Origin of the sequence: Pedobacter aquae, from assembly GCF_008195825.1 — a bacterium.
GTDB lineage: Bacteria > Bacteroidota > Bacteroidia > Sphingobacteriales > Sphingobacteriaceae > Pseudopedobacter > Pseudopedobacter aquae.
Genome location: NZ_CP043329.1, coordinates 2,752,645 through 2,766,294, shown reverse-complemented (window position 1 = coordinate 2,766,294; position 13,650 = coordinate 2,752,645). Strand labels below are relative to the sequence as shown.

Annotated in this window: 9 protein-coding genes; 6 read left to right on the top strand and 3 right to left on the bottom strand. The window is 37.2% G+C overall.

Annotation, left to right across the window (positions count from 1 at the left end; genetic code table 11):
- Position 1: 1 nt before the first annotated feature.
- From FYC62_RS12120 to FYC62_RS12110, 3 genes are all read left to right on the top strand, one after another.
- The gene (locus FYC62_RS12120) at positions 2–778 is read left to right on the top strand and encodes a fibrinogen-like YCDxxxxGGGW domain-containing protein (protein ID WP_039454896.1); all 777 of its coding nucleotides are present in this window, start codon (positions 2–4) and stop codon (positions 776–778) included.
- A gap of 42 nt (positions 779–820) precedes the next feature.
- Positions 821–1,591 carry a LamG-like jellyroll fold domain-containing protein gene (locus tag FYC62_RS12115; RefSeq protein ID WP_149075109.1) on the top strand — a complete coding sequence of 257 codons (771 nt, stop codon included), beginning with the start codon at positions 821–823 and terminating at the stop codon, positions 1,589–1,591.
- A 157-nt stretch (positions 1,592–1,748) separates the two neighbouring features.
- On the top strand, positions 1,749–2,642 hold the full coding sequence (locus FYC62_RS12110; RefSeq protein ID WP_149075108.1) for a glycine-rich domain-containing protein: 894 nt from the start codon (positions 1,749–1,751) through the stop codon (positions 2,640–2,642).
- 39 nt (positions 2,643–2,681) lie between these two features.
- Here the strand turns inward: FYC62_RS12110 and FYC62_RS12105 are convergent, their stop codons facing one another.
- Positions 2,682–9,230, bottom strand: coding sequence for an Ig-like domain-containing protein (locus FYC62_RS12105; RefSeq protein ID WP_205943720.1), 6,549 nt, complete (start codon positions 9,228–9,230; stop codon positions 2,682–2,684).
- Between the two features lie 218 nt (positions 9,231–9,448).
- Positions 9,449–10,318, bottom strand: coding sequence for a helix-turn-helix domain-containing protein (locus tag FYC62_RS12100; protein ID WP_149075106.1), 870 nt, complete (start codon positions 10,316–10,318; stop codon positions 9,449–9,451).
- A gap of 144 nt (positions 10,319–10,462) precedes the next feature.
- Between FYC62_RS12100 and FYC62_RS12095 the strand changes: the two genes are divergently transcribed.
- Genes FYC62_RS12095 through FYC62_RS12085 form a run of 3 tightly spaced genes read left to right on the top strand, consistent with a single transcriptional unit; the run spans position 10,463 to position 13,138 of the window.
- Positions 10,463–11,197 (top strand): (Fe-S)-binding protein, encoded by a 735-nt coding sequence (locus FYC62_RS12095; protein ID WP_149075105.1) that lies wholly within the window; start codon positions 10,463–10,465, stop codon positions 11,195–11,197.
- Positions 11,190–12,569: a lactate utilization protein B gene (locus FYC62_RS12090; RefSeq protein ID WP_149075104.1), complete on the top strand. Its 1,380-nt coding sequence runs from the start codon at positions 11,190–11,192 to the stop codon at positions 12,567–12,569. The genes FYC62_RS12095 and FYC62_RS12090 overlap by 8 nt, the downstream gene beginning before the upstream one ends.
- Positions 12,566–13,138 carry a LutC/YkgG family protein gene (locus FYC62_RS12085; protein ID WP_149075103.1) on the top strand — a complete coding sequence of 191 codons (573 nt, stop codon included), beginning with the start codon at positions 12,566–12,568 and terminating at the stop codon, positions 13,136–13,138. Before FYC62_RS12090 ends, FYC62_RS12085 begins: the two co-directional genes overlap by 4 nt.
- On the opposite strand, the gene FYC62_RS12080 is transcribed toward FYC62_RS12085, so the two are convergent.
- Positions 13,135–13,599 carry an Lrp/AsnC family transcriptional regulator gene (locus FYC62_RS12080; RefSeq protein ID WP_039448976.1) on the bottom strand — a complete coding sequence of 155 codons (465 nt, stop codon included), beginning with the start codon at positions 13,597–13,599 and terminating at the stop codon, positions 13,135–13,137. The genes FYC62_RS12085 and FYC62_RS12080 overlap by 4 nt on opposite strands.
- Positions 13,600–13,650 lie beyond the last annotated feature (51 nt).

Here is a 13,650-nt window from a genome sequence, read left to right as displayed (position 1 = left end):
AATGAACCATCTTAAATTAAACGTTCTACTTTTTATAATAATTATTCCTTTTTTGGCACATGCTCAGGTTATGCCTATGAGTTTTATTCAGAGAAATAATGCGTCGGGCTTTGGCGATGGTAAAACAAGTGCTACAGCTGGTAGCAGTGCTTTTCAAATTAAGAGAGATTATCCAAGTTCTACAGATGGTATTTATTGGATTAAGAATGTAAATATCAATAGTAATACGCCATTTCAAATTTATGCAGATATGACTACTGATGGTGGTGGCTGGACTTTGATTTTAAAGAATTCTAATAGTGCTGGCTGGACATATGAAAATGCAATTTCATTAAATACATCTATGCCATTTACTAATACTGCAGATGTCATCAGTACATCAACAGCTAATTATTCTATCATTGGCTGGGCAGATTTTATCAAAAGAAGTGCATCCGGCTTTCAATACATGATTGATGCAACAACAAGAAGAAGCCATGGTGCAATTTGGACTGCTAACGGTAATTATAGTTTTGTGAAAACCGATAATTCTCAAACCAACATTACAATTAATACCAAATTTGGTAATTGGGCTTATATAAATGATAATGGTATTAGCGAAAGAATGCCATGGTACCAAAATGATTGCGGACAAATAACTACCGATAATGGCGGAGGCAATTGGTGGGGAACCTTAGTTTCTCGTTGTACTGGCTGGATTCCAACTCCTTGGATAGATAATGCGGGTGGGGGCACAACAAATCCCAATCCTGGTATTTTATGGTATTGGGTTAGATAACTTAATTTATAAACTAAAATTCGGCATTAAAATACTCTAAATATGAAAAAACTTAAATCATCTTTCTTCTCCTTTCTATTCTTATCATCTTCATTAGGGTTTTCGCAAGTAATGCCTTTTAGCTTTTATCAATCTAAGATTAACACTAGTAATTTGGTTACTAACAGTTTAATTGTAAATCTAGATGCTGGTAATACGTCATCATACCCTGGAAATGGCATTACTTGGACAGATTTAAGTGGTAACGGTAATCATGGTACTTTATTTAATGGGGTCGCCTTTAATAGTTCAAATGGTGGATCTTTAGTTTTTGATGGTGTAAATGATTATGCCGATATCACTTCTAATTCATTCGGCTCGGCAACCATACTAACCATAGAGGGTTTTGTGAAATGGGTTTCTGGCTCTGGAGGGATGTTTTTTGGTTTCACTACTTATGATGTATGGACTGAAAGTGGAACACTCGGTTATAATACCGGAGGGGGTAATGTAGTTGGAATATCGGCTGCTATAGTTTCGAATTTAAACTTAGTGGGTAATTGGCACCATTATACATTTGTTATGAAAAGTTCAGGCCTATTATCTACAAATAAAATTTATATAGACGGTGTTGATGTGGGGGTACTAACTCCGGTAGTAAGAACTGATGCTAATATTCCTGGTTTTAACAACAACCTAAGATTATGTAGTTGGAACAATGGAGGTTTTCTCGGAAATATGCAATATGGTAATCTTAGAATTTATAATCGCGAATTAACAGCTTCAGAAATTCAACAAAATTATAATGTATTAAAATCAAGATTTGGCATGTAATTATAAATTTTTAAAGATGAAGTATCTCATTATAAGCTTGATAAAGTTACTAATATGATAATTATTAATGCTACAAAAGATTGTAATAAGGCTCATTTGATTATTCGCCTATTTGGGTATTACCATGTCCTTGTGATCTAATTAAACTATATATAATATGAAATTTAAAACTAGATGTTTCATTTTTATTCTTTTATCGAGCTTTAATTTACAAGCCCAGCAGAGTTTTTTCAGAAGTAATAATAGTTATGCTGCGCCTAAAGAACCAATTAATGAAATAGGATTAACTGTTGTTGGTGGCGGCGGCGGAGGTGGCGGCGATGTTGGCGGCGGCGGAGGTGGCGGTCAGGTTGTAAACGTTTCTAATTATGATATTACTGGTTTACAAAGTTTAACTATCACAGTTGCCGTACAAACAGATTATCCAGCTGGTTATAATCATTTTGGTAGAAATGGAGGCAATTCTTCTGTTTCAGGAGGAAATGCAGGAACAATAACAGCAATGGGGGGCAACGGTGGAAGATCTAGAAGTTCCGGAGGGCCTGGCACAAATACGGGTTGGAATGGTGGTGGTGGTTCTTACGATTATAATGCTGCACATGCTGGGCAAGGTGGTTTTGCAGGTGGTAATGCATTTAGTGGCAGAAGCTGTGGAGGAGGAGGAGGTTCTGGTGGGGCTGGGCAAGCTGCAACGATTACCAATCCTGGCAATGGTGGTTTAGGCGTACTCAGTATAGTTGATGGTAAATATTACGGTGGCGGCGGTGGCGGCGGTGAATATGGAGGTACTGCAACTGGTTTAGGTACACATGGAGGCGGCGATGGAGGTAGAACAGGGCCTACTTTTGGCAAAGATGCCACACCTAATACTGGTGGAGGTGGAGGAGGCGGGCCTTCAACAGCAACTAATTTGAATGCAGGTAGAGGAGCTTCCGGACTTGTACTTATAAGATATTTAGGTGCGCCTAAAGCAATAGGAGGTGAAATATCTCAAATCAACGGATTTACCCTACATACCTTTAAATCATCAGGAGTTTTTGTAATAAATTAATAAAGGTATTTTTATCAATAAGAAGAGGTAGCTAAACTACTACCTCCTCAAAATAATATATCCTTTATTCATTCTTCTGACACCAGCATTATCCGTAGTGTAAACCAGAAAATAATAAACCCCATCAACCAGAACAACATTTTCATTGGTTAATATACCCGTATTGGCACTTCCAGTAAATAAGTTGTCTTTATTGTTATAATTTCTGGCTCTAAAAATAGCATTTCCCCATCTATTGAAGATAATAAGTTCATTATCAAGATATTTTTCAATATTATAAATAACAAAACCTTCATTCCCAATACCATCACCATTTGGAGAAATGTATGGATCTGGATTAATATCTGGGTTTTCCTCAGGGCCTATAGGTTTGCTTTCTGGATATTTATCTGTGATGATGATATTAGACCCGGTACCTATACGCACAAAAACCGACGAAGTTGAAGCAATATTCACCTCCACATTTTCAGCAGGTTCTTTTAAAGCATCTATTTTACTAGCTATAATTAAAGAATCAGTACTAAAAATACTGCCAGCTGGAAAAAATAAACTTTGTGTACTTGCTCTAAGTTCATAATCTAAAGGAAAGTTTGCAGAGCCAGTATTTACCAAATTAACAATAACATCTTCTAGTAATGCTTCGGTTAGTTGCGCCTTAATAGTTATACTTTCACCTTCTAAAATCTCTCCGGTTGGAGGTATTAAGTTAACGATGACTCTAGGTTGTATCAAAAAAGTAACTGTTGCGGTATTACATAAACCCGATGGATCGCATATCCGGTAACGTAAAGAATCTCTACCTACAAAATTTCTATTTGGAACATAGGTGAAATTTCCATTTCCAGAAAAAGTGATAGAACCATGAAAAGGGTTGGTAAGTCTCGTGAAAGTTAAAAAATCACCATCAACGTCAAAGTCATTTCTAGCAACTGTTTCAGTTATTAAAGAATCTTTTACAACCAAAAATCTATCGTTAATGGCCGTTGGTGGGTCATTAACCGGGCTAATAACTATTGTTACGGTTGCCGTATCACATAAGTTTTGGTTATCACAAACCCGATAAGTAAAGGTTGTGGTGCCATTCCAATTGTTATGAGGTCTAAAATTAAAAGTACCATTGGTATTAAAAGTTATGCTACCATTGGTTGGGTTAGTTAAAATATTAAATGATAGAGGGTCACCCTCAATATCACGATCATTAGGTGCAACACTCCCGTTTATCATAACATCTTCTACACCTGTAAAATTATCATTAATTGCTAATGGAGGGTCGTTTACCGGAGTGATGTTGATAAACACAGTTGCTCTGGTACATAAACCAAAAGGATCGCAAGCTTGATAATCAAAAGATGTTGTCCCATTCCAATTAGAATTAGGTATAAAAGTAAACGTACCATTATTATTAAATGTGATATTACCGTTAGCAGGACTACTTAACCTAATAAAAGTTAAATTATCCTCATCAGGGTCAGAATCATTTGTACTTATAGTACCTTGTACAGGTCTATCTTCCCTTTCAAAGAAGTTATCATTAACGGCTGTCGGAGGGTCATTTACAGGGTTTATCCTAATCGTTACAGTTGCAATATCACATAAATTATTAGGGTCACAAACCTGATAATCAAAAGAAGTTGTACCATGCCAATTAGGATTAGGCGTGAAGGTAAAAGTACCATTCGGGTCAAAAATTAAGCTACCATTGGCAGGGTTACTTATTCTGGTGTAAACCAAAGCATCGCCATCTATATCAAAATCATTATTGGTTACTGTGGTATTAATAGGGTTATCCTCTGTCTGAGAAAAACTGTCATCATTAGCAATCGGGGCATCATTTACTGGGGTTACGGTAATAGTAACTCTTGCAATATCGCATAAACCTAAGGGGTCACAAACTCTATAATCAAAAAATGTAGTGCCACTCCAATTACTATTAGGTACATAAGTGAAACTACCATTGCTATTAAAAGAAATACTACCATTAGCTGGGTTGCTTAATCTTGTAAAAGTTAAAACATCCCCATCTGCATCAATATCATTAGTTGCAACAATAGCATTTATTGGTGTGTCTTCTGCTGTGACAAAATTGTCATCTAAAGCCACTGGAGGGCAATTTCCTGATGAAATAGTAGAACTCAAAGAAAAGGTACAATTATTGGCATCTCTAATTGTTACAGTATAGCTTCCAGCAGGTACATTATTTAACACAGCGCTTGTACTATTTTGGTTTACCCAATTATAGCTATAAGGGGCTGTTCCTCCGCTAGGCGCAATGGTTATCCTACCATCAGATGATGTTTTACAAGTCGTATTATTAATACTTGCTGTTGCCGATAAAGGAGACGGTTGGTTAATAACAATATTGATAATTTCTGTACATCCCACAGCGTCAACTACGCTAATGCTATAATTTCCGGCACTTAAATTATTAAAGTTTACCAAGCCAGATGAAGTATTGATTAAACTTGAAGAAGGGCCGCTATTTAAACTATAAGAAACATTATAAGGGGCTGTACCACCAGAAATATTAAGATTTATCTCTCCATCATTAGCTCCATTACAACTAATATTTTTAATTGTTGATGCTAAAACGATACGAGGGTTAACAATAACTTTCACTGTTTTAGCATAAGCACAACCAAAATTTCCAACTCCAAAAACAGTATAGGTTGTTGTTACTGATGGTGATGCAACAACCGTAGCAGATGATGTTGTATTTAACCCTGTAGCAGGAGACCATGTATAACTATTTGCACCACTTACCGAAAGGGTTACACTACCACCAGCACAAATAATAGCCTCTGCCGGGCTGATATTTAAATTAGGTGAAGGATTTACTGTTATAGAGTAACTGGTTGGTAAACCAATACATCCATTTACTGTAGGTATAATAGTTATTACGGCCGTAACAGGTGTCCCTGATGTATTTATTGCTGTAAAAGCTGGGATGTTTCCTATTCCACTACTTGCCAAACCTATAGCAGAATTAGAGTTTGTCCAGATATAAGTAGCCCCACTAGGTAAGCTTTGTAATATTTCTTGCGCTACAGTATTGCCTGCACAAACAGTAATATCATTAGGTTTTATAGCTCTAGGCTGAGGTTTAACTGTTAGAATATAAGTTTTTGATGGACCATTACAGCCATTAAGACTTGGGGTTACTGTAATAGTACCAGTAATAGGCGTAGTACCAGTATTTTTAGCTATAAAACTGGGTACATTTCCACCGCCACTGGCTACCAGCCCAATAGCCGGATTAGAATTTGTCCAGTTGTAAATGGTACCCGCAACTGTACTTGTAAAAACACTCGCAGGTATCTGAGATTCTGCACAAACCTCAAAATTATTAGGTACACTTACCTCTGCTAATGGTTTTACAAAAACTGTAACGGTAATTGGGTTACCAGTACAAGCATTAGAAACAGGAATTATCGTGTAAACAGCTGTGCCAGTTACATTACTGGTGGCAACTAAATTTTGTGCTATCGGACCAGTTCCAGAACCATTAAAAGCTCCTGTTACACCATTTTGAACAACCGTCCAATTGTAAGTGGTACCACTGGTACTGCTAAAAAGCGGAATATTAGTGCTTGTTCCAGAGCAAATTTCTTGGCTATCTCCGGCGGTAGTTTCTACTACCGGAACCGCATAAACATTAATAGTAACATTGATAGGATTTCCCACACAACCATTAGCCGTGGGCGTAATCGTATAAACCGCCGTTCCTGATGTAGCAGTAATTACTTGATCAATAACATTTCCCGTTCCCGATGTTGCTCCACTTACTCCGGTTTGTACTACTGTCCAAGAATAGGTAGTTCCGGGTATATTGCTAGATAATTGTATGGATGGCGCACTACCAGAACAAATACTTTGGCTAGGAGGGGTGGCAGTAACAATAGGTGATGGATTAACTGTAATGGTATAACTTCTTGGTGTTCCAACACAACCATTTAAGCTTGGTGTAACGGTTATGGTAGCTGTTATAGGGGCATTTGTATTATTAGTAGCTGTAAAACTATTGATATTACCATTTCCACTTGCGGGTAAGTTAATAGCAGTGTTGTCATTTGTCCATGTATAAGTAGCTCCATTAGGGTTACTACTAAAGTTAGTAGCAGGAATGGAGCTATTATTACAAACTACCATATTAGACGGTACGTTAACAATTGGCGAGGGTTTTACTACTAAACTAAAAGTTTCAGATTCACTGCTACAACCGCCTGTAATAGCGGTAACCGCATAGCTTCCTGCTGTTGGGTTATTAATAGTTATAGATGGACCACTAGCAATAAAACCATTAGGGCCAGTCCAATTGTAGGTAGTGCCGGCAGCCGGAGAAACAATACCTATACTAAATACTTCTCCTACACAAACCGGGTTGTTAGTAGATAATTGTGGTTTTACCGGAGGATTAGGTGCTGTTACAGAGGTTACCGGATTTGCATAAACAATACAACCTAAAGCATTTCTTACTGCTATTGGATAACTCCCAGCAGGCAAACCAGTAAAAATATTACTAGTCTGGAAATTTATTCCACCATCTTTAGAATATGCTAATGTGCCAGTTCCGGTAGCTGTTACGGTAATAGTTCCATCATTACTGACACAAGATGAAGTTTGTGTTGTTGAAACAGTAACATTAGGGAGAGGTTCTACCGTAATGGTATAAGAACTTGGTATTCCAGAGCATCCATTTAAAGAAGGGGTCACTGTTATGGTGGCGGTTTGGGTTGCACCACTGGTATTTGTAGCCGTAAAACTAGGCACATTATCTGTTCCAGATGATGCTAAGCCTATACTCGTATTAGAATTTGTCCAAGTATATGTTGTACCAGCTAAGTTACTACTAAAATTACTAGCAGAGATGATGGTATTATCACAAACAGTTAAATTAGAAGGTACACTTACAATAATTCTTGGGTTTACAGTAATGCTGAAACTTGCAGGAGCACCCTCACAGCCATTAGCTGTTCCTCTAACTATAATAATACTGGTGATTGGTGCATTTGTAGTATTGGTAGCTGTAAATGAAGGTAAATTCCCAGTTCCAGATGCTGCTAAACCAAGTGCTGGGTTAGAACTTGTCCATGAAAAAGTAGTACCTACTGAAGTACTACTAAAGTTGGTAACTGGTACATTATCTCCATCACAATAAACCAAATTATTTGGCACAGTAACCACTGGTAAAGGGTTTACGCTTACTGTGATATTAAATGATGTTCCACTACAACCATTTAAAATAGGAGTAACGGTATAGGTAGCTGTTCCGCTACTGGCACCTGTTGTAGATAATATTTGGTTGATACTAGTACCACTTCCTGCAAAAGCTCCGGTTACGCCGTTCTGTGTTACTATCCAGCTAAAAGTTGTATTAGCAACGGTAGAACTTAGCGGTAAATTAGTACTACTTCCAGAACAAATAGTTTGAGATAGTGGTGTTATTGGTGCTCTCTGCGGAGTTGGTGCAACAGTTAAAGTCACAGTAATAGGATCGCCAGCACAGCCGTTTGCAGTGGGGGTGATGGTGTAAGTTACCGTTTCATTATTAGTGCCTGTATTAACAAGATTTTGGTTGATACTTGATCCACTTCCCGCAGAAGCACCAGTAATATTACCTGTTGTGGTAACCGTCCAAGAAAATGTTGTTGATGCTACGTTGCTAGATAAGACGATAGCACTGGTTGAGCCAGAGCATAAACTAGCTACGGTTGGTGTTGCAGTAGCAACCGGTTTAGGGTTTACCACAACATTTGTTGTGCTTGCGTCTGAAATACAATTACCGCTAACTGCTCTAACGGTATAAGTTCCGGATGCAGCTGTACTTGCATTATTAATAACTGGATTTTGTAAGGTTGATGTAAACCCGTTAGGCCCTGTCCAGCTGTAGCTTGCCCCTGGTATAGTGCTAGCAAAAAGGCTAATACTCCCCCCTTCACAAATTGGTCCATTAGCAGTAGCAATAGGTGTTGCTGGTTTTGGATTTATGGTAACCTGTGTAGAACTTGATGGAGTTCCACAGCTACCTGGGGCTGTAACAACTACTGTATAAGTTCCGGCAGCAGCTGCTGAAACATTTGGGATAATTGGATTTTGTACGTTAGAAGCGAAACCATTTGGTCCAGACCAGCTATAAGTAGCATTTGGGATAGTGGTAGCTGTTAAACTTAACGTTCCTCCCTCACAAACCTGACTTGATACGCTTGAACCTGTAGGACTATTACTTTGTGCTTGCACATTAGGTACAGAAGTTACAGCATAGCTATTAGCATTATTTCCAGGTTTACAAAAGGTAACAATATGAGGGCCTACTCCTGTTAAGCAAACAATTTGACCGTATGTTTGGCTAGGGCCACAGTTAATGCTGTAAGTTAATGCTCCTGGTGGGTTAGCTCCGTCCTGGATAGCAAACCTAATTCCTTGTGCTCCTGGATGCAATGTAATACTAAATGTAATACAACTTCCAGGTTCGTTACGTGTTAATAATGGAGTAACAATTGTTGCATCAGGCGAACTACTCAAATTTATGGGTATTGCGCCTGTTCCACACTGCGCCAAGGCCTCGGTTGTAAAACCAAAGCTAAAAAACATGAAAAGAATATAGGACGGGTAGATTTTTTGACCTATTACATACTTTTTAACATAACGAAACCACCTGATAACATTTTTAATGTCAGGCATATACTGTAGTTCTAATAATGAGAGCAATTACAAATTCTTTTATACTATGAAAGAAAAAATTTGTTACAATTAACTTATTTAATATAAATTAATCATCAGTAAATATATAGAAATAAGGTTTATATCATTTATAAAACCCTAAAAAATTTTCTATGCTCTAGAGGCGTTCTTCCAATGATATTTTTAAAATGCCTGTTAAAGTTCGAGAAATTATTGAAACCACTTTCATAACAAATCTCGGCTACCGTTTTAGAACTTTCTGTCAGTAGCTTGGCAGCATGGGCAGTTCTTAACTCTAATAAAAATCTAGAGAAGGTTTTGCGTGTTCTGGTTTTAAAATATCTGCAAAAAGCCGGAGGAGTTAAATGTGCAATTTGTGCAGCTTGGTCTAAACTCACCTCTTCTGTAAAGTTATTCAGGATGTATTGATATATATTATTTAACCTATCCATCTCACTAGGTTGATTGATAAAGTCTGATTCTTTATCTAAAACAGGCTTTTTAAGCGGACTATCAGCTAAATCTGATAAAATATCTAGAAGCAAAATGGTTCTTTTACTCTTTGAAGCTTTAAGCAGCTGAAATAGCTTATCGGCAACTAAATCTCTACACGCATCCTGTATTCTAAAAGCTTTTTTTGATTGATTTAACAACCTGTTGATTTCCTGATGTTCTGGTAAACTAAAAAAATCTGCACCAAAGCAGCTAGGTAAAAAATGTACCACAATGGCCTCAACTTTTTCCAATGAATCTGGCAAAAGAAACTCTTCATCACTACGCCATAAATGGGGCAGGTTTGAGCCTATTAATAACATATCGCCGGGTTTCCAACGGTAAATCTCATCGCCAATAAATTGTAAACCTGTTCCTTTAATGATATAAACCAATTCTACCTCATGATGATAATGCCATTTATCATAAAAATGCGGCACAATATCATACCTTACATTAAAAGAATGCTCGGGGTTTAAAGCTATTTTAAGTAAGTGAGGTTTCATTTTTGATGTTATTATAATCTAAAAATAGCAATAATTACCAATTTATGTTAAAATAGTATCAATTTTGGTTAAAGATGTGGTAGTCTAAAAATCCTATTCGCTGTAGTTTTACTTTTCAAATCGCAATTATAAAACCTTGCATTCATGAAAGTTGGATTATTTATACCTTGTTATATAGATCAGTTTTACCCTCAAGTGGGTATCGCCACCTATCAATTATTAAAAAAATTGGGCTGCGATGTTGATTATCCAGAAAATCAAACCTGCTGCGGACAGCCTATGGCTAATAGTGGTTTCTCTCCTTTAACTGGGGGCTGTGATAAAAACTTTGTTGCCAATTTTGATGCTTATGACTATATCGTAGCGCCATCTGGTAGCTGTGTTTTGCATATTAAAGAGCATCTTAAGGATGATAAAAATCCCGAAAAGGCACAAAAAATTAGAAATAACATTTATGAATTGACCGAGTTTTTGGTTGATATTTTAAAAGTAGAGCATCTTTCTTCAAACTTTCCTTACAAAGTTGGTTTTCACACCAGTTGCCACGGACAAAGAGGCTTGCATTTATCATCTATGACAGAAAGGGTATTACCGCAATTCTCTAAACCAGAGCAATTGCTGCAAAAAGTTAAAGGTTTGCAATTGTCTTATCCAGAGCGTAAAGATGAATGTTGTGGTTTTGGTGGTACTTTCTGCGTATTTGAAGAAGCTGTAAGTGTGAAAATGGGTAAAGATAGGATAGAAGAGCATCAAAAAAACGAGGTAGATTATATCACCGCTGGTGATGTAAGCTGCTTAATGCACTTAGAAGGAATTTTAAAAAGACAAGGTAGTAAGGTAAAGGCCATACATCTGGCAGAAATATTAAATCATGAGTAATTTAAAGACTTTAGACCACGCTGCTGCGGCAGAGATATTTATAAAAGATGAGGCCAGAACAGATTGGCATGATGATACCTTGTGGTTTGTGCGCCAAAAGCGAGATAAAGCTGTACATGGTATTGCCGAGTGGGAACAGCTAAGAGAATGGGCCTCTGAAATTAAAAACCATACGCTTTCAAATCTTGATAATTACCTCATTGCTTTTGAGAAACAAGCTGAAGCCAATGGTATTAAAATTCATTGGGCTGCTGATGCTTTAGAGCATAACCAGTTGATGCATAAAATCTTAAAAGATAATAACATCAGCCGCATTGTGAAAAGCAAGAGTATGCTTACGGAGGAATGCCATTTAAATGATTATTTAAAAAAACAAGGCATTGAAGTGGTGGATACAGATTTGGGCGAGCGTATTGTACAATTGCGTGATGAAGCGCCTAGTCATATCGTTTTACCAGCTATTCACCTTAAAAAACAAGATGTTAGTGAAACTTTTCATGAACATTTACATACCGAGGAAGGAAATAACGACCCTCAATACCTTACAGAAGCCGCTCGACAACATTTAAGAGACCATTTCATTCAATCAGAACTAGCTATTACGGGTGTTAACTTCGCTATAGCAGAAACTGGGGGCTTTGTGGTATGTACCAATGAGGGTAATGCTGATATGGGTGCCCACACCGCTAAAATTCATGTGGCCTGTATGGGGATAGAAAAAATTATTCCTAAAACAGAGCATTTAGGCGTGTTTTTAAGATTACTAGCCAGAAGTGCAACTGGGCAACCTATCACCACCTATTCTAGTCATTTTCAAAAGCCAAGATCAGGGCAAGAAATGCACATCATTATTGTTGATAATGGTAGAACTAAACAGTTAGGCAGAGCCGATTTTAGAAACTCATTAAAATGTATTCGTTGTGCAGCATGTTTTAATACCTGCCCGGTGTACAGACGTAGTGGCGGACATAGCTATCATACCGCTGTTGCTGGTCCTATTGGTTCTATCTTAAATCCAAATTTAGATATGAAAGCCAACGCAGACTTACCTTTTGCATCAACCCTATGTGGTTCTTGCAGCAATGTTTGCCCAGTTAAGATTGATATTCATGAACAATTGTGGAAATGGCGACAAGTCATCGTAGAAGAAGGCTATGTGAAGCCAGAAAAGAAAATAGCTATGAAAGGGATGGCTTGGCTATTCTCTAATCCTAAAGTTTACAGATGGGCTGGTAAATCTGGAAGATGGTTTTTAAGAACGATGCCTTTCTTAGGCAATAATAAATTAAACGTTTGGTATAAACAAAGAGAAATGCCAGAAGCACCAAAGCAAAGTTTTCACGATTGGTATCAACAAAACAAAAACAAATGAGCTCAAGAGAAAAAATATTAGCAACCTGTACCGCAAATAAACCAGCTTTGGTTGATTTACCCCAGCTATCAGACGAGCATTTAACCCACTACGATGATAAAATAGCTCAGTTTAAGCTAATTTTAGAAGGTATAGGCGGTAAAGTTGTTGCTTTAGAAAATATAGAGCAGGTAAAAGAGGAAATTGCTATACATAAGCAATCAGGAGAATTTGTAGTTGATACCGTTTTTAATACGGATGATGCCTTAAAAGCGCAAACTTCATTTGATTTAGAACGGGTAGACAGAGCCTATTTACAAGCAACTTTAGGCGTAGCAGAAAATGGTTCGGTATGGTTGTATGAGGCACAAATGGGCAACAGGTTATTACCTTTCATTTGCCAGCATTTATTTATTGTTTTAGATAAAGCTACTTTGGTAGATAACATGTATCAGGCATACCAAAAATTACAAGTTCAGGAAACAGGCTTTGGTGTTTTTATTGCTGGTCCATCTAAAACCGCCGATATTGAGCAAAGTTTAGTGATAGGTGCCCACGGAGCAAGAAGTTTAACGGTTTATTTGGTTTAATCCTCCAAATGTAAAACCGTTGTACTCTTAATTTCAGACATCACAAAGAAACTATGGATGTGTGCCACTGTACTCATCACAGATAATTTCTGTTGATGAAACTGGTTGTAGCTCTCCATGTCTTTGGTTATCACTTTAAGCAAATAATCAAAACCTCCAGAAACAATATGGCATTCTACAACCTCTGGAAATTGGGTAACACGTTCTTCAAATTCGGTGAAATTATGCCGTGTTTGTTTATCCAAAGTGATGTTACAATATACCACTAATGATGTACCTACTTTTTTCTTATTGAGGATGGTAACATATTTTTCTATCACCCCTTCTTTCTCCATCCTTTTTATACGATCATGAATAGGTGTGATAGAAAGATTAATTTGTTGTGAAATCTCTTTAAAGGTTAACTGCGCATTTTCTTGCAAAAGTTTCAATATTTTAAGGTCTGTTTTATCTACTTCCATAAGCTCTAAATAAGAAATATTTTTCTTTATCGGCGGTTTTAACAATTATTT